20 protein-coding genes are annotated in these 18233 nt (G+C 65.0%); 15 read left to right on the top strand and 5 right to left on the bottom strand.

Annotation, left to right across the window (positions count from 1 at the left end; translation table 11 throughout):
* Positions 1-34: 34 nt before the first annotated feature.
* On the bottom strand, positions 35-1510 hold the full coding sequence (locus tag GLX30_RS12095) for an ATP-binding protein (protein WP_159687222.1): 1476 nt from the start codon (positions 1508-1510) through the stop codon (positions 35-37).
* 228 nt (positions 1511-1738) lie between these two features.
* Positions 1739-2401: a GIY-YIG nuclease family protein gene (locus GLX30_RS36175; protein WP_347879715.1), complete on the bottom strand. Its 663-nt coding sequence runs from the start codon at positions 2399-2401 to the stop codon at positions 1739-1741.
* Positions 2402-2938: 537 nt separating this feature from the next.
* On the opposite strand from GLX30_RS36175, the gene GLX30_RS12090 reads away from it, so the two are divergent.
* Positions 2939-4486, top strand: coding sequence for a decarboxylase (locus GLX30_RS12090; protein WP_159687219.1), 1548 nt, complete (start codon positions 2939-2941; stop codon positions 4484-4486).
* 229 nt (positions 4487-4715) lie between these two features.
* Here GLX30_RS12090 and GLX30_RS12085 read toward each other — a convergent pair whose 3' ends face one another.
* Positions 4716-6845 (bottom strand): P-loop NTPase fold protein, encoded by a 2130-nt coding sequence (locus GLX30_RS12085; protein WP_159687216.1) that lies wholly within the window; start codon positions 6843-6845, stop codon positions 4716-4718.
* A gap of 512 nt (positions 6846-7357) precedes the next feature.
* A complete protein-coding gene (locus tag GLX30_RS12080) occupies positions 7358-8455 on the bottom strand; it encodes a DUF1152 domain-containing protein (protein WP_159687213.1) in 1098 nt (365 codons plus the stop codon).
* 81 nt (positions 8456-8536) lie between these two features.
* Between GLX30_RS12080 and GLX30_RS12075 the strand changes: the two genes are divergently transcribed.
* From GLX30_RS12075 to GLX30_RS12065, 3 genes are all read left to right on the top strand, one after another.
* Positions 8537-9277, top strand: coding sequence for a GntR family transcriptional regulator (locus GLX30_RS12075; RefSeq protein ID WP_159687210.1), 741 nt, complete (start codon positions 8537-8539; stop codon positions 9275-9277).
* Between the two features lie 275 nt (positions 9278-9552).
* Complete coding sequence (locus tag GLX30_RS12070) at positions 9553-9990, top strand: ATP-binding protein (RefSeq protein ID WP_159687207.1); 438 nt, start codon at positions 9553-9555, stop codon at positions 9988-9990.
* 95 nt (positions 9991-10085) lie between these two features.
* Positions 10086-10814, top strand: coding sequence for a GntR family transcriptional regulator (locus GLX30_RS12065; RefSeq protein WP_159687205.1), 729 nt, complete (start codon positions 10086-10088; stop codon positions 10812-10814).
* A gap of 13 nt (positions 10815-10827) precedes the next feature.
* On the opposite strand, the gene GLX30_RS12060 is transcribed toward GLX30_RS12065, so the two are convergent.
* A complete protein-coding gene (locus GLX30_RS12060) occupies positions 10828-11139 on the bottom strand; it encodes a hypothetical protein (protein ID WP_208545405.1) in 312 nt (103 codons plus the stop codon).
* A gap of 178 nt (positions 11140-11317) precedes the next feature.
* Between GLX30_RS12060 and GLX30_RS12055 the strand changes: the two genes are divergently transcribed.
* The 11 genes from GLX30_RS12055 (at position 11318) to GLX30_RS12005 (ending at position 18154) form a co-directional block, all read left to right on the top strand.
* Positions 11318-11668, top strand: coding sequence for a hypothetical protein (locus GLX30_RS12055; RefSeq protein ID WP_159687200.1), 351 nt, complete (start codon positions 11318-11320; stop codon positions 11666-11668).
* Between the two features lie 5 nt (positions 11669-11673).
* Entirely contained in the window at positions 11674-13047 is a 1374-nt protein-coding gene (locus GLX30_RS12050; protein WP_159687198.1) for an FtsK/SpoIIIE domain-containing protein, read from the top strand.
* An 82-nt stretch (positions 13048-13129) separates the two neighbouring features.
* Positions 13130-13738 carry a DUF2637 domain-containing protein gene (locus GLX30_RS12045; protein WP_159687195.1) on the top strand — a complete coding sequence of 203 codons (609 nt, stop codon included), beginning with the start codon at positions 13130-13132 and terminating at the stop codon, positions 13736-13738.
* Positions 13739-13757: 19 nt separating this feature from the next.
* On the top strand, positions 13758-13958 hold the full coding sequence (locus tag GLX30_RS12040; protein WP_069926933.1) for a hypothetical protein: 201 nt from the start codon (positions 13758-13760) through the stop codon (positions 13956-13958).
* Positions 13958-14149, top strand: a complete 192-nt coding sequence (locus GLX30_RS12035) for a mobile element transfer protein (RefSeq protein WP_159687192.1) — start codon at positions 13958-13960, stop codon at positions 14147-14149. The genes GLX30_RS12040 and GLX30_RS12035 overlap by 1 nt, the downstream gene beginning before the upstream one ends.
* Before the next feature lie 18 nt (positions 14150-14167).
* Entirely contained in the window at positions 14168-14362 is a 195-nt protein-coding gene (locus tag GLX30_RS12030) for a hypothetical protein (RefSeq protein ID WP_159687190.1), read from the top strand.
* Positions 14363-14379: 17 nt separating this feature from the next.
* Positions 14380-14625 carry a SpdD protein gene (locus tag GLX30_RS12025; protein ID WP_159694992.1) on the top strand — a complete coding sequence of 82 codons (246 nt, stop codon included), beginning with the start codon at positions 14380-14382 and terminating at the stop codon, positions 14623-14625.
* 116 nt (positions 14626-14741) lie between these two features.
* Positions 14742-16076, top strand: coding sequence for a replication initiator (locus GLX30_RS12020; protein WP_159694991.1), 1335 nt, complete (start codon positions 14742-14744; stop codon positions 16074-16076).
* On the top strand, positions 16052-16246 hold the full coding sequence (locus GLX30_RS12015) for a helix-turn-helix domain-containing protein (RefSeq protein ID WP_069926930.1): 195 nt from the start codon (positions 16052-16054) through the stop codon (positions 16244-16246). Before GLX30_RS12020 ends, GLX30_RS12015 begins: the two co-directional genes overlap by 25 nt.
* Positions 16243-17616, top strand: coding sequence for a tyrosine-type recombinase/integrase (locus GLX30_RS12010; RefSeq protein WP_159687187.1), 1374 nt, complete (start codon positions 16243-16245; stop codon positions 17614-17616). Before GLX30_RS12015 ends, GLX30_RS12010 begins: the two co-directional genes overlap by 4 nt.
* 241 nt (positions 17617-17857) lie before the next feature.
* Positions 17858-18154: a GYD domain-containing protein gene (locus GLX30_RS12005; protein WP_031077045.1), complete on the top strand. Its 297-nt coding sequence runs from the start codon at positions 17858-17860 to the stop codon at positions 18152-18154.
* The last annotated feature ends 79 nt before the right edge of the window (positions 18155-18233 follow it).

The following is an 18233-nucleotide window of genomic DNA, read 5'->3' as shown; positions in this document are numbered from 1 at the left end:
AGGCTGGGTCGGTTGGGAGTGGGGACCAGGCGGGTCAGGAGTTCCAGAAACCTTGTTGCTCGTCGAAGGGAGGCATGGAGCTGAGTACTTCCCGAGCGTCCTCAGGCGAGCGGCCCTGCCCAAGGAGCGCTTCGTACACTTGGCGGGCGACGTCGACGGTCTCCGTAGCGGCTGGCCCGGGACCACCGAAGGGTTCGGGGTCGTCGACCGTGTCGGTCTCGTGGAGCATGCGGAGTGCCGTGACCGGGACCGTCTCCTCAAGGAGGCGGATCATCGAGCGGACGACGTCCGGATTGCCGCCCTGACCGTCCATCGCTGCCTTCACCAAGGGGTGTTTTCTGTTGATGCGCAGAACGATCCGGCCGTCGTTGCGCTTCACGCTCCAGGCGAACTTCAGGGGGTCACCGTGCACCCGCGACACCATCTGACCACGCTGTCGTGCGGAACGGGAGGCAGCCTCGCGGGTGTACCTGGCGATCCTCTCCAAGTGACGACGCAGGGAGACGGGGGGAACCACGCTCGCCTTGCGCACGTCCACGCGCCAGTCGGCGTCGGCCTCCGCAGGGATGTCCACCGCGATCCGCGCGAGGTTGTACTTCTCCTCGCGCCGCAAGCCGCGGATCCCCAGCCAGTCACCGGCAAGGATCAGGCGGTCACGCCGGTAGACGTAGAACCCCTGCTGTCCCAGCCATCCCCTCTGCCCAGCAGCCGACTCGTACTCGGCCTCCGATAGACGCTGTGCCGTAGGGAGGACGAAGGGCTCCACGCGTACCGACTCCAATCCCAGCGGCAGAGGCTCCCTGGGGATCCGCTGCACCGACGGGTGCGTGGACAGGAACGGGTCCCATGGGGAGAGGTCGGAGCCGCGCACTCGGATCCGACACCGGGCCGGACGCATCAGGAAGCGGGCGAAGACCATCGAGAGGTGGGCTTCGGTACGTTCTGCCTCCGCATAGAACTGAGCCTGCGTCTTTTCGTCTTCCCTGGTCACGGCAGTGTTGTGGTAGCCAGAGAGCTGCTCCCACAGGACGACGGTCCCGTGCTGCATGCTTCCCGCGATCCGACGCAGGAGGGTGGTGGTCGTGTCGCCGGGGTCGCGGAGGAGCCGCCACTCCTTATAGTGCTCCACGACGCCGAGGTCCCAAGTCCGGATGTGCCAGGTTCCGTCTTTGACTGTGGCGACGGTGAGTTTGCGGCACTGGGAGAAGGAAGCGGACTTCAACCCCACACCGAAACGTCCGAGATCCGTGGTACTCCGCTCGGTGGACGGGCCGCGGGCCGCCACCGTCATGGCGGTCACGAGCTCAGGCTCCGTCATCCCTTTGCCATCGTCCATCACTGCGATCCACGAACTCTGGCCGTCCCACGTGAAGTCGACGTCAATGTTCTTGGCCTCTGCAGAGACGCTGTTGTCCACGAGGTCTGCGACGGCGGCGGGAAGCGAGTAGCCGAGCGAACTGAGCGACGCCACCATGCCAGCAGGGTCGGGAGCGGCGACCTCGAAGTCCATTTTTACGCTCCGTACCCGGTGAGTCCTGTGCGGTCGATTCGTCTGCGTGCTCCGCGGAGCAGCATGTGGCAGGACCTCTCGGGGCTTGTGTGGTGGGCGTGTTGCTGCTTGTCCCACACCAGCCGAAATCCCCCTTCGGGGCATGCTACCGAAGGGACCTGTCTCTCGTAAGTGATCTCGTGAGCACCGCCCACCGGCTTCGCAAGGCCTACCACGCAGGCCGTTGAGTTACCTGGGGCGGCTTGGAGGCTGGAGGCGCCCAGAAGCTTCGGCGAACATCACAGTGGACTCACCCAGGTTCCGTTCGCCAGATGCCTCGCGCACCGCACGAGGTCTGAGCTTGCTGAGGGGGGCGTGAAAGCCGTTGTGCCGGTTCTGATCCAGATTCAGCGGCACGTCGAGCCTTGCTATCAGATCCGACTCCACGGTCCAGGGCTCCTCGTGCTCCAGCCAACACACTCGAGCGCGCTCTGCCATCCACTCCGTCAGGGAGGCTTCTCCAGCACGGCCAAACGTCATTCGCCCACCGCTCCCGACACGACGCAACTCCAACCCTAGGAGGCAGCCCAAGGTCAGCCGAAGGGTCGAGCCGGCGGCGTTGCCCCGGAAGTGGTACCGCACCCTCTTCCGCAGGTTCTGAGTACTTCGCCGGTTGGACATGTGCCGCGGAGCGATACCGATGTAGAGCAGCCGCCCGGCGACCAGGGCCGGAGCAGGGGCCTCGTCAAAGTGCCAGCCGTAGACGCCAGCGGCGGCAGGAATCGGACTCGGACGCGTCAACACTTCGGCTGCTGACCACAACCGCGTTGGGCTGGTGAGAGCAGAGTGCACTAACGCCTCCTTGAAGCCGATCGACCGTAATGTGGGAAGGCTACTTCTCTGTACAGACATCTCGTAGGCATCGAGGCACCCGGTGCTTCTGCCACCGGTCGGCCGCTAGAAGGCGCCTGGATGCAGCCAATTGAAGATTTGTGCGACTCATTGGTCACGTCGACCGTGATCTGTGCACTCTCGGGCGGGGCGCTGCCGGCTGCAAGGTCATGGAGACCATCATGCCGGTGCCGCGCATGTCCCCGCAGGGGAACCTCACTCTCGGACTTCTGCCTGCTTAGCGGCCTGATTTTGTCGCACCAACCCGAGTACCCCGCAGATTGGCCGCAGACGTAGCAGGCCTATGGCCCGTGGGTGGGAAGCGCGGCTCCAGACAGCAGTCCACGCAGCAGGGGTGGTTCGGCCGCGATGCGGTGTGGAGGGCAGCCACCTATCCTGGAGGAGAAGGGCGGTGACAACGGCGCACGATCATGCCGCATGATGCGCTTCGAAGTTCACCGTACGCCTATTCATCACTGAGCCTGCAGGCTGATGAGGCGTGTCGAATAACCCTGGCGGTAGTTGCATCGCATCGCAAACCTGCCCGGTAGGTGACTTATGACTTACTCCGCAGATGAACCGTCGTTTCCTGAGGAAGCTCCACGGTCTCCGTTGGTAAATGCGCTCAACAACCTGGTGAGGACGCAAGACCGCTGGTGCACACCATCTATCCTGCCTGATCAGCATAAGGTAATAGATGAATATGACGACGTCTCAGTCTCTGCGGGGTCTCTCGGCAATCTACTCCAACACAGCGGTCACTTCCGAACAGCCGAGGAATTCGCCGCGAAGGCCTACTGTGCTGACCGTACGTTTCTGTCGCCGCATGGGTCGACTGGCGCCAACGCAATTGTACTTCGCATGCTGGCATTGGAAAGGCGCGACGCTCTCGTACTCGTGGCACGAAACGTTCACCATTCGATAATAAATGCCTTGAAGATGTTTTCGATAGATTTTCGCTTCTTGCCAAATCCGCGATACGATGCTCATTTTGACGCCATTTTGCCGCCTAAAATGCAGGACGTCAGGGACGGTCTAAATCGCTACCCCGAGACGCTCGCCGTGATATACACCTCGCCAACCTACGAAGGTCTAGGCGCAGATACGATGGGGATTATTCACGACATCCGCGAAAACAAAGACTTTCGCAATGTCATTGTCGCCGTCGACGAGGCATGGGGTGGCCACCTTCCCTTCTTTCCCTCCTATGTGCACCTACCAAAGGCAGCCATGGAGGAGGGTGCCGACATAGCCGTTCAGTCCACCCATAAGATGGCTGGTTCGCTGCAGCAAGGAGCACTCCTTCACTGGCATAGCGGTCGCGTAAACGACGCGATAATGGAAGAGGCGTACCGCGAGTACGTCACAACCAGCCCCAGTTATCATCTCCTGGGTTCCGTTGATGCCGCACTTCGTCTTCTCGACGAACGTGGCCCCAGATACCTTGGAATCAGTATTGAACTCAGTGAGTCCCTGCGGGCGGGACTGGCACAGAATCTTCCGCGGCTTGAGATCCTAAGGCTGACCGACGATGAGTCTCTTTTCGACTACTCGTGCATAGGCATAGATCCCACCAAAACGACGCTCGGACTATCAGCATATGACGTGTCAGGATTCGAGCTTGCACAGACACTCGCCGACAATGGAGTGATTGTCGAGCGCGCCGGCCTTAATAGCGTTGTTCTTGTGACAACCTTCCAACTGCATGATGGAGCTGTCGATCGTGCGGTGAACGCCATCACGAACGCGCTGCGAGGAAAAGAAATCAAGGGCACGAAGAGGCTACTTGATAACCCGTTTAGTGCTGCAGGGAACTGGCAGAAGATGAGGCCCTATGAGGTCGTCCGCTACGCAAATTACCTGAGTCAGGAGGTTCCGCTGTCTGACGCCGTTGGATCTATAGCCGCCGAGTCAGTAGAGCTTTATCCGCCTGGGGTTCCTATCCTCCTTGAGGGTTATGAGGTCACTCGTGAAGCAATCGACTATCTACGAGGTGCACTTAACGAGAAGGCCCATCTGGTCGCTCGTGACAGCAATCTAGGAACACTGCGCGTGCTCCGACCCTCTTTGGGGATGAACTCAGTAAAGGTGAGGCGCAATAAGTGATCAGATCCCTGCATGCGGGCGACTTGTCGATCACCCCTCTTCGATGCTGATGCCAAAGGCAGGACTTTGATCGGTCCGGGCTATTTCCTGCCTGGGTGGACCGGTAGGCAAGTGCTGCTGGCTGCCACAAAACTGCCTTGGAGTCGTATTCCTACGGCTGGTGGCTGACAGCGGTGCTCCGCGATGCTGCCGGCGGATGGTCTCAGTTGAGGTCAGCGAGGATCCGACGTCAGAATTCACGAGGCCTCCAGCCAGTGACATATTGATCGAAGACGAGGAGCGCTCGCTGAAGACGTTCACTTCTATCAGCTTCGCCCATGTGGCCTTTCAGTCCCTCAACGGCTGTAATCAACTGCTCTTCGCCCCCGAACACGGATACCATCGCTTCCCACGGGAGGCGATCCTCAGAGCGCACGACAACACTACCTAGCGAGTTCGAACGAGCCGTGGATAGCGCCGTTTCAAGGATTCGAGCCGTCACCGATGGCGTCGCGGCCTCGCGAATAGCGAATTCACCAGACTGTCCGTCACAGTCGACGGTTTGCACTATGGTCCTCAGGAGCTCTCTTTCCTGGGACAAGACCTCACTAGAAGCCGTCTTAACGTGCAGCTTGAGCTCTTCCCTGAATTCCGCCTCAAGGTCCGCGGTAATCAAAGACTCTTCCGTCGCCCCTTCCTTTTGCCGCCCAGCAAGAGTAAGGAACCTAAGACGGGCATATGGACTCGCGGTAGCATTCCATACGGAGCGGGCTACCAGATCCAAGTTACCCGCCTCAACGCGCCGGAGGAGTTGATTGACGAGACGAAGAACCGTGTAGTCGCCTCCGAAATCATACATTCCTACCTGCTCTTCCCTGATGCGCGGAAATAGTTCAAGGAGAACAATTATGGCAGAGCTAATTTGCTCCTGATCCACGGAATCAACGTAGGCGAGGAGGCGATCCAGCGCGTCTTCGAGTTGCTCGGCTGGAACGACAGAGAGGACGCGCCTAAATTCTTCCTGATCTTGGATCGCGTTAACTAGTGCATCAACTTGGCCAGCTAGGGCTGTCCCCTCCGGAAACTCCTGGTGTAGGTAATACCGCAGAACTGCGGCATGTGCGACCCGACGATCACGCCGCCACGCCTGAGCCGACTCGTGGCCAAACCACATATTGTCTGTATGGGCCTGAGCCGCAGGAAACACGTAGCGAATAAGCGCTCCGCCAACACCTTCGGGTAGCGCCTCAAGGAGTGACGAGATCTCCGTAGCGTGAGTTGCGAGCAGTCTTTGGTTCCGGTTTTGCGCTTGCCATGAGTGAACGGTTGTCAGGGCGTCCACGCTCTGCGCTATTAGGTCGTGCGCTGTAGGCCTCAGAACGCGGATCGTTTCGAGAGCAATGAGATCTGGCAGCGCTACCTCATCCCCTACAGCGCGGGCAGCTAGGGTGAGCGACGAGAGGAACCTCTTGATATCTCGAACCGTACTGAATAGTGGCCGCACCACCTGCCAGAAGACATCGGGAAAACGATCTTCACTTAGCGGTCCCGTTTCCACATCAGCAAGAGCGCTATGCATACCATTCTGAAGTATGGACGCAAGAGCGTAGTCGGCGGCAGGTGGTACCTCGATCGAGGTTTTTACTATCTTCTCGAGATAGGCTGCACCGTCCAGTCCTTCCTCACCGAGTGCGCTCTCAACTACACCTCGATCGAAGCAAAGGATGTACACCACATTGGGGAAAGAACCATTCAGGCGGACGAGCCGAAACAAATCCCTGATTTCTTGACGCGTCAACCGATCGATATCGTCAATAAGCACCACAATCCTTCCGTTCAGATTCCCCAAGGCTTCGGATATTTCCAGTCGTTGCTCGTGAATGCTGGATTCCAACGCTTGGGTGACCCCTTCCGCCGCCTTCTGTGCCGCATCGAGGATCTGTCCGGCGCCGGGAATAAACTTCAAAGGCGAAAGAGATGCCGAGTACCGGTTAAACTTCTCCGCAATGCTTGCAGCCGAATCCTGCAGCCTCTTCTTGCGGCTTCGCTCACTGCTCAACTGTCGAGCCATCTCGTCAAAGAAGAAGCGAATTAGGTGATCGGTACCGGAGAAGAACCAGGGGTTAAAATCAACAACCTGAATCACTTCTTCTTCTCGAAGGAGATTCGCCGTCAAATTCAGCAGCGAAGTTTTTCCCGTTCCCCATCGCCCGGTAATTGCCACAACGGCGCCGCGATCAGCGTTCATCCTCTGCACTTCGTCGGCTATTACCTTTGCGAGGCGATCACGATTGAGTAGATCGTTTTGAACATCGAGGATGGGATCGTCGCCAGCGAATAGCGCGGAGTTCACGTCGAGGGCAGCTCTAGAATCAGTCACACGACATCACCAGTTCCAATCGGCCGTAATGCGCGGATCCTAGCGTCGCTGAAGGGTTTTGTCTCGCAATGCACCAGATCGCCAGTGACGCGATCGGGGGTAGAGACCGATATGTCACTCTCGTGGCTTGTGCGCCCGCTATTCGCAACTTCCCTGCCTGATCCGTTCGAGGTCGGTGGAGGGGCTTTGGGCGGGAGCTGCCATGGGGCGAGAGATCGGGGCCCGTACGCTGGTCAGCGAAATCGGGCAGTCTGTGGACCTGCCCGTTAAGGCCCGATGTGGGCCCCGATCTTCGAGGCTCGCCCCATGGTGGCTGCCTAAAGCCGTGGAGCCGACCGGGCCCAGCCACAGCGGGCTACCGCCCACCGCACCAGGTGTACTCGCTCTAGCCGCGCGGCCGGCGGAGCCGGGGCCTGGAGCGGGGCGGAGACAGGAGCGTCGGGGCCCGGCGCTGCAGCCGGGGCCGCGCGCGGCGAGCGGAGCGAGCCGCCTTGAACCCGTAAAGAAGGTTGTTACTCAGTACCGGCAGGGATGTGCCACAGCGGAGCTGTGAACTGCTCAGGTCGGCTGTTGATGAGTAGACGGCGCAGATCATCGCGCTGTGAGCCACTGAGGTTCAGAACCTCTGTGAGGTGGCGGAACGTCGTGTGAGTGACTCCGCGGCTTCGGGCCTCTGCCTCGAACTGAGCGAGCTGGGGTAGCACCGATTCGGCGTCGAGCTTGGCCGGGCGCTGTTCCTTGAGCCAGAGAGCCTTGTTGCGCTCGTAGTCGATTTCGGAGAAGCCGCAGATCTCGCGGCTCAGCGCTTCCGCCTCGTTCAGGGTGGCGGTTGACATGAGTGCGCGGGCCAACTCGTTGCGGCTGACTGCCTCGTCCAGGTCGACCTCGCGGAGCGTGGGGCTCTCGTCGGTGAGAGGGACGGGCAGGCCGGCATCTCGGACTTCGCAGGTGCCGCGTACGCCTCGGGCTGCCGCTGCGAGCATGCCGGTGGCCTCTGAGGGGTGCCACTCCAGGACCTGGCTGATCGGCTCCGTGTCCGTGGCGGTGAAGGTATGGACGAGGGGGCCGAGCATGCCTTGCAGGCCCTCGTGCGACAACTCGCCGTCCAGGCCGGGGCCTGCGACCAACAGGCGTACGGGGGCGTTCACCTGGCAGCACGCCGCCAAGGTCAGGGAGTCGGCGAGTGGGCTCTTCAGCGTCGGTTCATCGCCCCGGGCCAATACGTCGCCACCGACATCGAGGAGATCGATCGAAGTCGGCCTGAGGTGGGTGACCAAGTCTTCGAGCTGGCGCGTGATGCCGTCGGCGCCGTGCCGCGGGTCGATCAGCGCGATGGTGTGCGGGAGCTCCGCCGCGAGTCGGGGGAGTGTGGAACCCGCCGGTGCGATGGGGTGGGCTTCCGCTGGCACCTTCCAGACAACAGGGGTGAGCGGTTCGAGGCCGGTGAAGTCGTCGGTTCCTCGTGGGCCCGGTAGAGGGTCGATCAGCAAGCGGTCCCACGAGTACGTGAGGATCACCGCCTGGTCGCCGCCCCCGTACAGGGCGGTGTGAAGCATTGCGGCGGCGACAGCGTCGCCCCCTCCTCCTGCTGCGACGATCAACCGCGTCATGGGCTCAAGACTACGGGGTGGGCCCTTGACCAGTCGCCCTATAGTGGCCAGAGGCTATAGCCACTTGGACGAGGAGGGGGCATGCCCCAGATCGAGGAAGCTCAGCCGAAGTATCTCCAGATCGCGCACTTCATCCGCGATCAGATCCTTCGGGGCGACCTGCGGCCCGGGGACGAGGTTCCCTCGGAACGGCAGCTGGCAGCTGACTGGAAGGTATCCCGGCCTACGGCTGCACGGTCGCTGGAGGCGCTGAGCCACCAGGGGCTCGTCGAGAAGCGGCGGGGTTCCGGCACTTACGTGCGGAGCCTCGAAGTGAACCGGCGGGCACGTGAGTTGTACGGGCGGGCTCGGCAGACCGGCAAGATCTACACGCCCGGCGAGTATGCGGTGATCACGTCGGCTGGGTGGCTGGATGCGCCGGACCACGTTGCTGAGGCGTTGGGCCTGGTGCAGGACCGTCGTGCCGTCCACCGCCGGCGGGTCACCAACAACCAGGACGGGCCCATCACGCTGTCCACTTCGTGGTTCGCGCCGGACGTCGGGCGGAAGGCGCCCAAGCTTCTGGAGCCGGAACGGATTCAGGAGGGCACCCTGTTGTACGTCGAGAACATGACGGGACGGCAGGGGAGTTACGCGGAAGACCGCATGTGTGCCCGGCAGGCGACCGACGAGGAGGCGGCAGACCTTCAGCTCGATCAGGGGTCGGCCGTGCTGATTGTGCATCACGTCGTCTTCGACCTTCAGGACCGGCCTTTGGAGTTCGCCGAAGCCACCTACCCGCCCCAGCGCTGGGCGTTCGAGCAGGGGTACCCGCTCAGCTGACGGGGTGTCACTTCGGCGAATCGCTTGCAGGGGGCGAGTGGCTAATGCCACTATCCAGTAAGTGGCTAAGGCCACCTGATGGAAGGGGGCACGAGGTGACGAGTCAGCAGCGGCATCAAGGAGCGCACTTACCTTGTCGGGGTTGCCGGGGACGGGGCTGGAAGCGTGTCAGCTCGCGTACGTCCCTGGCGCTCGCCGCCACTGCCGACCGCACCCGCGCCACATCTAAGCGGCGCTGCCTGGACTGCGACGGCAGCGGCAAGGAGTGAGGGCGGATGGCGTACACGATCGACCGCTACCCCTGCGAGGAGTCGCCGCGTCTCGGTGCGATGACCTTGCAGCCGGCCCCGGAGTCCGTACCCCGGGCCCGGCGATGGTTTCGCAAGTTCATCACCCCGTACAACCCGGCTTGTTCGGTTGATGACTGCGTGTTGATGATTTCGGAACTGGTGACCAACGCCATCCGGTACGGACGGGCGGATGAACCGTGGCTCGTGCGGGTGGAGTGGTTCCGGGAAGAGACCTCGCTTCGTGTCGATGTCCACAACCCCGGCTTTCCCGCGAGCGTGAGACTTCGGCGCCCGGACGCCAACGACGCGCACGGGCGCGGGCTGCTCCTCGTCGACTCGATCGCCGCATCGTGGCACTCCGGCCCCAGTCGCTTCGGTGGGACGGTGGTCTCCTTCGTGGTCGCCGATGCCTGGCCGTCGTGAGGAGGGGAACACCTTCCGTTGGTACTGCATCGGCGGATTCGTCGCTAGTCTGGTTGACCAGTTGACTTGGCCAATCTCGACAGGCGGCGGCGTTCATGGCGTATGAAGTGGAGGCACCGAAGTATGTCCGCCTCGCTCAGACCATTCAGCAGCGCATCGAGGACGGCACGTACCCGCCCGGCGCCCGCGTGCCGAGTGAGAACCAACTGGTGCAGTCCTTCGGGATGTCCCGCCCGACCGTCGTCCGGGCGCTGGAGCTGCTGAAGCGTGACGGCTGGCTCGAGTCCCGGCAGGGCTACGGCACGATCGTGCGCGGGCGGCCGGCGGGGGTTGAGCAGAAAGACCGCCGGGGGATTGAAGCGCTCGCGCGTGACGAGTCCCGGGCCGCGGGGCGTCTCGTTGAGGTCGGCCGGGTCTCCGTTCCGGTGCGGGTCGCCTCCGTGCTCGGGCTGCCGAAGCGGGCGAAGGTCCTCATGCGCCGGTTTCTGGTCGAGGAGGACGGTGAACCCGTCGAGCTGGTCTCGTCCTACTTCCCTGCTGGCCTCGTCGACGGCACCGAGCTGGAGAGTGCCGACCTCTTGAGCGGCGGTACCCGTACTCACCTTGAGTCGCGGAAGAAGGTCCGCTTCGACCACGTGACGGAACGGGTCTCGGCTCGACTGCCCGAGCGCGAGGAAGCGGAGCTTCTGGAGCTTCCGGAGGGTGTGCCCGTCCTCAGCGTCCTCGTCGTCGCGTGCGACGCCTCCGGGCAGGCGCTGCAAGTCTCTGACGTGCTGCTTCCTGCCGATCGGCAGGAGCTGGAAGACACCTACCGCCTGAACTGAGCCCGATCAAGGGCTAACCGTCCTCTCGGCCGGGAAGCGGCGTGCCCCGGAGGAATGCTCGGTAGGCGTCTGCGGCGGCATCCTCCACGGTGGGACCCGTCGGCCCGTACCGCGTGTCGCTCCGGTCGCGCTTCGGCCCAGAGATCCAGAACGCCTCATCGGTTCCAACGTCGTAGAAGTTGGCGTCGAACAAGCCGATGCCCGTCGCGCGCCGCAGCGTCCGTCCGTGGAAGTAGGCGGTCTTCCAGCTCTTGGAGAAGTCCACCCACCCGATCCACGAGGGTCCGCGGTCGGTGTCGTAGCCCGTTTTGAGCTGTACGAACATGATTCGGCGAGGCATGGCCCCAGCTTGGCCGGTCGTGCTCCTCCAGCAAACCGAATTTGTGGAGCGACACGACGCCCAACCGTTCTAGCTTGACAAGTCAACTTGGCATCCCTAACTTCGAACTTGCTAAGTCAACTTGTCAGGTGGCGAGTTGATCGACTCAGAAGGAGCAACCTCTGTGCGTGTGATCCGTGTTGACGCCTCGACCGCCACAATCCTGCTCACCGAAGCCCCGGCGCCGAAGGTGCGCGACCGGCAGACCGGTGAGATCGCCAAGGACGCCGTGAGCGGTGAGGCGCTGATGACCATCGGCGTCGTCTACATCGATGAGGGAGAGTCGTCGTTGATCCAGGTCACCCTCCCCGAGAGCGGTGTGACGGACGGCCTGACTGTCGGTGCTCCGGTCTCCCTCCCTGGCCTCGTCGCCCGGCCCTGGCAGAGCGTGTTCAACGGGCGGGAGCGGCACGGCATCGCCTACCGGGCCACGGCCGTCATGCCCGGCGCGTTCCAGATGGCTCAGGCGGGCTGATCGACGTGACCGACCTGGTGACGTTGGCCGAGCTCGGCGGGCCGCTCGCTGCGATAGGCGGCGCGGCCTACGCCCGGCACGCCCACCCGGCGGCGTACTGGTCCACAGTCGGGCTGCCGCTCTCGGTGGCCCGGCTGGTGGCCTCGTACTTCTCGACCATGGACGCGTGTGGGCTGACCGTCGAGCCGTCCCGCTGGCGGGCGCTGGCCGTCCGGGCCACCACCCGGCGGGAGATCCGGCCGGTTCCCCCGCGTCGTGGAGTGATCCGGCCCAACTCGACGGGCCTCCGGGTACGGCTGCGGCTCGCCCCCGGGCAGGAACCGGCGGACTTGGCAGCCTCGGCCGAACGGCTGCGGCACGCCTGGGGTGTTCACGCCGTGTACGTTCGGGACGTCAAGCCCGGTGTCGTCGAACTCCGGCTCGTCGGCTACGACGTCTTACGCAAGGTGCGTATGCCGCGCCGCGTCGACGGCGGGCTTCTGCGGGTGCCGGTGGCCCTGCGGGAGGACGCGACCGCCTTCGTCCGCGACTACCGCGCCGTGCCGCATGAACTCGTCCTCGGCGCCACGCTGTCCGGCAAGTCCATGTACCTGCGCCACCTCGTCGCCGGCCTCGCGGCGCAACCCGTCGCCCTGGTCGGCATCGACTGCAAGCGCGGTGTCGAGCTGGCGCCCTTCGCCCCGCGGCTCTCAGCGCTGGCGACCGACCCGGACGAAGCGGCCGAGCTGCTGCCGGTCCTGGTCAAGGAAATGGAGGACCGATACGACCTGATCAAGGCCCGGCAGGGCATCGAGCCCGGCACTCCGGACGAGGAGATCACCTCTGACGTCTGGGGCCTGCCGGGCAGCGAACGCCCTGTTCCTATCGTGCTGTTCGTCGACGAGGTCGCGGAACTCTTCCTCGTTGCCACCCGCAAGGACGAGGAACGGCGCGACGAGATGGTCACCCACCTCATCCGACTCGCCCAGCTCGGCCGCGCGGCCGGCATTTACCTGGAAGTGTGCGGGCAGCGCTTCGGCGCCGAACTGGGCAAGGGCGCGACCATGCTCCGGGCCCAGCTCACCGGCCGGGTCTGCCACCGCGTGAACGATGAGGCCTCCGCCAAGATGGCACTCGGCGACATCGCGCCCGAAGCGGTCGACGCTGCCTGCTCCATCGCCCCCGAACTGCCCGGCCTCGCCGTCGTCGGCGACACCTCTGGCGGCTGGTCCCGCATCCGCACCCCGTACCTGTCCCTCGCCGACGCTGCGGCCACCTGCCGGGAATCGGCGCACCTCGCCCCGGAAGTGCTGGCGCTCACGCCCTTCCGGCCGTACGTCCCACCTGTGCCCGTAGAGGCGTCCGGGACGGCGACTGTTCCCCGCCCGGTGACTGAGTAGCCGTACGCAACCCCTCGGCCGGCGTGGCCGTACCGCGCCAAGTCCCTACCCCGCCATGCCCGGAACCGGAAGGAGTGGCGCTGTGCGTTCCCTGCCCGTCCGCCTCGACGCCGTACTCGTCCAAGCCCTGATCGCTGCCGCGCTGTCCTTCGCCCACCTGCACGACCTGGCCGCAGCCGCCGGACAGGACGGCTGGAAGGCGTGGGCCTACCCGGTCTCCGTCGACCTGCTGTTGGTGGCGGCCTGGCGGCGACTGCGCTCCGGTGGGTCGAAGGCGGCCGGGTGGTGCTGGTTCCTCGTCGCGCTGACCGCGTCGCTCGGCGCCAACGTCGCCACGGCCGGCCTTCTCGACATGGACGCCGTACCCGCCTGGCTGCGCATCGTCGTAGCCGGATGGCCCGCGGTGGCCTTCCTCGGCGGCACGCTCCTTGCCCACGGCTCGACGGAAGAGCCCGAAACGGCCCCTGCGCCTGCCTCGGCCTCGACACCTGTGCGGCCCGCTGTCGAAGCGGTGCCCGAACCGGCTCCGTCGCCCACCACCCCCGTCCCGCCGGCCCTCGTCACCCATGCCCGCAAGGTCGCCGACGACCACCGGGCCCGGACCGGAACCCCCATCGACACCCCGACTCTTCGCGCCCGGCTCGGCGTCCCCCTACCACTCGCCGAAGCCATCGCCACCCAACTCACCTGAACCGGGAGCACTTCCGCCCATGCGTCCGTCCACGCTCCGCGCCCTCAACCGCGCTGCCGAGCTGACCCGCCAGAACCGCCTCACCGAAGCAATGCTCATCGCCGAACCCGTGATCATCACCGCCGACGAGTACGAGGGCGAGGAGATCCGGCGGTGGCTGCTCGACCACGTCGCCGACTTCACCGGCGAGAACCACCCCGACTCGAAGGAGCTGCCCTAATGCCCGCCAACCCGCGTTTCCGCCGGGTCGTCCGTATCGGCCCCGTCCAGGTCGGCACGTACCACGACGGCCGGGGCCGTGAGAAGCACGCCGCCGTCTGCACGGCTCCGCGCTGCGGCTTCTCCGCCGACTACGACAGCCGCACCGCCGCCGAGCTGGCCGCCCGCACCCACCGCTGCCGCGTCCGCTGATCCGCTGAGGAGAACACCGTGACCGTCTCGCTCCCGCTCGTCTTCGTCCTCGGCGTCATCGCCTGGGCCGCGATCAAGTTCCTCGGCGTCCGCCTCTGGGTCGCCGCCGTGATCGCCCTGTTCGGCTTCTGGCTCTCCCACACCTTCCTCGCACCCGCCATCGAGACCGGCACCCGCACCGGCGTCGACGTCGTCGACGGCACCGACAAATGACCAGGAGGTATGCCGTGCTGTTCCGCCCCCAGCTCCCCGAATCCCCGCACTCACCCACGACCCTCACCGCGCAGCACCAGGGGCAGGCGCCGGTGCCGTCCGCCGGCCGCCCGCTCACCCCCTATGTGGGTGCGGTCGCCGCGGTGGTCGTCGTCGGCATCGTCCTCACCGCGCTCCTGGCCGCAGTCGCCGTCACGGCCGTGTCCGTGGCCATCGCAGCCGTGGTCCTGCGCTCCCTCGTCACCGGCGCCAACAGGCGCTGATCGGCCACCGGGGCGGCAACAAGCCGCCAAGCATCCCGCCGCCCCGGGGCCGTCCCTCCCGACCGCCGAAACGGTCGAAAGGAAGTCCCATCATCACCCGGCAGACTCCGCCCCCGCTGGCGGAACTCTCTACGCTGGCCTCCCTCGGCACCCTGCCAGAGCTGGCCCGCCAACTCTCCGGCCTGGGCGGCTGCACCCACCCCGTCCGCCTCGACGGCCACCGCACCGAATACGACATCGACACGGCGACCGGCGAGATCGGCACCGTCCTGCACCACCTCGACTCGGCCACCCTGCCCGCCGGTCACCTCTTGGTCCGCTGCAACAACCGCCGGGCCACCCGGTGCGCGGCTTGCGCCGAGGTCTACCGCCGCGACACCTACCCGCTGATCACCGCCGGACTCCGCGGCGGCAAGGGCACCCCCGACCAGGTCGCCACCCACCCCCGTGTCTTCGCCACCTTCACCGCCCCCGGCTTCGGCCCGGTCCACAACCGCCGCACCGACGGCCGCCCCTGCCGCTGCGGCACCCACCACGACCAGGACGACAGCGTCCTCGGCACCCCGCTCGGCCCGGACCGTTACGACTACGAGGCGGCCGTGCTCTGGAACGCGCACGCCGGAGCCCTGTGGCGACGCTTCTCGATCTACCTCCGCCGGGAGGTTGCCAAGCGCGCCGGCCTCACCCAACGCACCTTCCGCGACCACGCCCGGATCTCCTTCGCCAAGGTGGCCGAGTACCAGAAGCGCGGAGCCGTCCACTTCCACGCGGTCATCCGTCTCGACGGCCCGGAAGGCGGCGACACCCCACCACCGGCCTGGGCGACGGCCGAACTCCTCACGGACGCCATCCGCGCCGCCGCGACCGCCGCACGCATCGACGGCCCGGAGATCGACGGCCGCGCCTACACCTTCGCCTTCGGCCGCCAACTCGACGTTCGTACGATCCGCTCGGCAGACTTCGACGGCGGCCAGGAGCTGACCGAGCGGGCAGTAGCGGCGTACATCGCCAAGTACGCCACCAAGGGTGCCGAAACGGCCACGGGAGCTCTGGACCGGCCGCTGAAGTTCGCCGCCGAGCTGGCCCAGCTCGACATCAGTGACCACGCCCGCCGCCTGATCCGCACTGCCTGGGCCCTCGGCGCTCGCAAGGACCTCGAACATCTCCGCCTGCGCGCCTGGGCCCACATGCTCGGCTTCCGCGGCCACTTCTCCACCAAGTCCCGCCGCTACTCCACCACTCTCGGTGCTCTCCGCACCGCTCGCGCCGACTGGCGACGGGCCCAGACGGCTCCGCCCGTCCCGCAGGACAGCGACAGCACGCTCATCCTCGCCCACTGGGTGTTCGCTGGCACGGGCCTCAGCGCTGCGGAGAGCTGGCTTGCCGCGTCTCTCGAACCTGCCATCGGAACGGAAGGAGAACCGACATGGACCACCGTCACGACGAGCTGATGACTGTCCGCCAGGTGCTCGACGAACTGGGCGGTGTCTCTCGACGGACCTTCTACCGCTGGCGGGAGCTGGGGCTGGGGCCTGAGGCGTTCAAGCTCCCCAATGGAGAGCTCCGAATCTGGCGGAGTGACTTCGCCACCTGGCTGCGGCAGCTGGAGGCGGCGGCGTGAAGTCTCTCGACGTGAAGGTCTGGGGCGTCCGAAAGCGGGACACCAAAACGCCTTCGTACGGGGTCCGCTGGTCTGTTGCGGGCAACGTCTTCTCAGAGTCCTTCCGGACCAAGGCGCTTGCCGACCACTACCGCACGAAGCTCATGCGCGCGATGCGCGACGGCGAGGAGTTCGACACGGAATCGGGTCTTCCGGCCTCGATGGAAGAGAAGAAGTCGGCCGTGTCGTGGTACGCCTTCGCTCTCAGGTACCTCGCCATGAAGTGGCCCCATGCCGCCCCCAATACGCGGGACGGCATCAACGAATCCCTAACCAGCGTGACGATGCAGCTTCTGGACGAGCGTGCCGGCCGGCCGTCTGACGAAGCAATCCGCAAAGCGCTGCGCAACTGGGCCTTCGTCCTACCGGGGCCTGATGATCGGGAAGTGCCGGACGACGTGCAGAACGTTCTTCACTGGGTTTCCAAGGCGTCCCGACCGCTCGCCGATCTCGCTGAGCCCGCCATGGCTCGCGCGGTCCTCGACTCGCTGAAGCTCAAGCTCGACGGCACGGCAGCAGCAGCGGAGACCGTGAGGCGCAAACGCCGGACGCTCGTCAACGCGGCGAATTACGCCGTCGACCTGGGGGAGCTGCGGGAGAACCCGATCACGGCTGTCCGCTGGCAGAAGCCGAAGGTGTCCAACCAGGTTGACCCTCGGGTTGTCGCCAATCCGGAGCAGGCACGGAACCTCCTGGCAGCGGTTTCCTACGTGGGCGGATACCGGCGCGCCCGTGGTCGTCGTCTCGTGGGTCTGTTCGCTGCCATGTACTTCGGCGGTCTCCGGCCGGCGGAAGCGGTCGGCCTCGTCGAGACGGACCTGAACCTTCCCGGGCAGGGCTGGGGCTCGGCGCTGCTCCACCGGACCCGTCCGTCCGTCGGCAAGCAGTGGACCGACTCGGGGGAGACCCATGACGACCGCGGGCTGAAGAACCGGCCGACCGAGGACGTCAGGCGAGTGCCCATCCCGCCCCACCTCGTTGCCGTGCTCCGTGAGCACCTGGCCACCTTCGGCACGGCGGACGACGGGCGGCTCTTCTTCAGCGAGAAGGGCTCGGTCGTCCCGTCCTCGACCTACTACCGCGTGTGGCAGGAGGCCCGGCTCCTCGCGCTTCCGCCGGCCGTCGCGGCCTCGCCGCTCGCGCGGCGCCCCTACGACCTTCGGCACTCGGCGCTCTCGACGTGGCTCAACGCGGGTGTTGACCCCACCGAGGTTGCCGAGCGCGCTGGCAACAGCGTTGAGGTCCTGCTGAGCCGCTACGCGAAGTGCCTCGACGGACGGCAAGACGTCGCCAACCGGCGTATTGAGGATCTGTTGCGCGAGTACGAGTGATCGCAGACGGTAGCTCCGATGCCCCCGGACTTGTTCCGGGGGCATCGCCATGCCTTGGCCGAGAGGGGCGATCCTGTCCTCAGGATTTCCGCGCCGGTGGCTCCGGGGTTTGTGTCCAGACAGGGCCATGAAGTCAGGCCGGCTTCTATCACTCGTTCAGATGCGCCTCTCATGCGCATTACGCGCATGGTGCCCAGAGTTGACCACGACTTGTTGCGTCTACTTTCAGGGGTAAAGGATCATGCCGACGTTTGTTGCGCTGCTGAACTGGACCGACCAGGGAGTCCGTGGCTACAAGGACACTCCGCAACGCGCTGAAGCCTTCACGGCAGCGGCGCAGAAGCTCGGGGTGAAGGTCCTGAACCTCTTCTGGACCGTCGGCCCGTACGACATCGTGGCTGTCGTAGAGGCGCCCGACGACGAGACTGCCACCGCAGTGCTCCTGCAGGTCGGCGCGTTGGGTAACGTCCGTAGCACGACCCTGCGAGCCTTCGGCCGGGAGGAGATGGACCGCATCATCGCCAAGGCCACTGGCTGAGGGACTTCCACGTTGAGGATCTCTTGGTACGAGTGACCCGCTCAAGGCGGTACGGATCGAGGCCCCTGGACCTGTCCGG

This window comes from Streptomyces sp. Tu 2975 (assembly GCF_009832925.1).
GTDB lineage: Bacteria > Actinomycetota > Actinomycetes > Streptomycetales > Streptomycetaceae > Streptomyces.
The sequence above is the reverse complement of the archived record's forward strand: the minus strand, read 5'-3'. Positions and strand labels throughout refer to the sequence as shown.